This is a genomic window from Methylobacterium oxalidis (assembly GCF_007992195.1).
Taxonomy (GTDB): Bacteria; Pseudomonadota; Alphaproteobacteria; order Rhizobiales; family Beijerinckiaceae; genus Methylobacterium; species Methylobacterium oxalidis.
Genome location: NZ_BJZU01000265.1, coordinates 1 through 1,761 on the forward strand (window position 1 = coordinate 1; position 1,761 = coordinate 1,761).

Sequence of the window (1,761 nt, forward strand, 5' to 3'; positions counted from 1 at the left end):
CTGGCATGCAGGTCAGGACGGTTCCATGGTTTGGCGAACTGCTTCAAGGAGGCGAGCCATCCGATCTTAAGCGCATGGAGCCTCAGGAAGATCGGCAAGCGACCGTGCCTACCGATTAAGGCGGAGAAACATCCAGCACGAACAGCCATACGTCACATCCTGCACGGCAGCGAGTCGCGCGAGGCGCCTCATGAACCGGGACGAGGCGGGGGAGGACTGGCGTTCCGTCAGCACACGAACGCCTGACGAGAAAATGATCAGCCTCGCCGACGCGCGCGCCAATGAACCCGGTCGCGGGCGCACCGCCGTCCGACCCGAGCAGATCCCGGCTCCGGGCTGGCGCGACATCCTCTGGCGCGTCGTGCTGTCCCTGCCCGAAGATCGTGTGCTCGCCACCGCAGGCGGGGTCGCCTTCTTCGCGCTCCTGGCAACCTTCCCGGGCCTGGCGACGATCGTCTCGCTCTACGCTCTGTTCTCGAACCCGAACGCGATCGGACAGCACCTCAGCCTCTGCTCGCGGGTGTGCTCCCGAACGGGGTGCTGGATCTTCTCGATGACCAGCTGGTGCGCATCACGCGCCAGAGCAGTGGCACCCTCAGCACCGCCTCGCTCCTCAGCCTCCTCATCGCCTTCTGGAGCGCCAACTCGGGCGTGAGCGCCCTCTTCGACGCGCTGAACGTCATCTACAAAGAGCGGGAGAAGCGGTCTCTGGTCCGCTTCTACGCGACCACCTTCCTGTTCACGCTCGGTGTAGTGTTGTTCGCGCTTGCTGCGACCGCCATGGTTGGCGTCCTGCCGATCGTGTTGGAGCACGACGGGTCAGCCGAAGCCGCTGGATGAGTGGGTTCGTCCGCCGGCGAATGAACCCGCTTTGCGCTAATATGAAAACGGCATCGCAACCCGCCATGCCTGGCGTTCCGAACAGAGGCAGTCAGATCAGGGGACGTTCTGAGGAGGCAAGCCCGATCTATAGACGCTCTGGGCAGCCAACTCTACATTCCCAGAGAATAGGCACGGCTGCTTCGGATCCTAAGTGCATGCCACCGGACCCAACTTGGTCACGAGCGGAATATTGGCGTGGGCTGCACGGGGGCGGAGCATCCGGGCAGTCGCGTTCTTAGCACGAGCTAGGAGTGGCGAATGGCTGAGCTTGTCGTTGTTGGCTTCAACGATCCGCACGAAGCGGACCGCGCCCTGAATGAGTTGGCGCGCCTTCAGACAGAGTACCTGATCGACCTGGAGGATGCGGTGGTCGCTATCCGCGGTCCCGACGGCAAGCTGCGGCTCAAGCAGAGCGTGGATCTCGTCGGTGCCGGTGCAGCCTCTGGCGGGATCTGGGGCGCGATGTGGGGCTCGCTCGTCGGCCTCCTCTTCCTCAACCCCCTGCTCGGGCTGGCAACGGGTGCCGCCCTCGGTGCCGGAGCGGGGGCTCTCTCGGGCAGCTTGGCCGACTACGGCATCAACGACGACTTTATCGGATCCGTCGCCGAAACTCTGCAGCCGAACACCTCGGCCTTGTTCGTGCTGGTGCGCAAGGCACAACCCGAGAAGGTGCTGGCGGAGATGTCGCGCTTCCGCGGAAGCGTGATCCGCTCCTCGCTCTCACCGGAGCAGGAGAGCCGCCTGCAGGCAGCCCTGTCTGGTCCACAGGTGTCGCTGCCAGGCAGCAGCGGCGAACCCGCGGCAACGGCTTCGGCGGCAAGTGCACCGGCAGCCGGCATCGGCACCAGTCCACAGCCTACCGGTGGTGTGATGCCCATC

1 protein-coding gene and 1 pseudogene are annotated in these 1,761 nt (G+C 64.7%); both read left to right on the forward strand.

Going from position 1 to position 1,761, the window contains the following annotated elements; all coding sequences use genetic code 11:
• Positions 1-190: 190 nt before the first annotated feature.
• A pseudogene (locus MOX02_RS30395) lies at positions 191-819 on the forward strand (YihY/virulence factor BrkB family protein); the annotation flags it as partial.
• Positions 820-1,140: 321 nt separating this feature from the next.
• The coding region (locus MOX02_RS30400; protein ID WP_147029476.1) for a DUF1269 domain-containing protein at positions 1,141-1,761 on the forward strand (621 nt) is incomplete at its 3' end.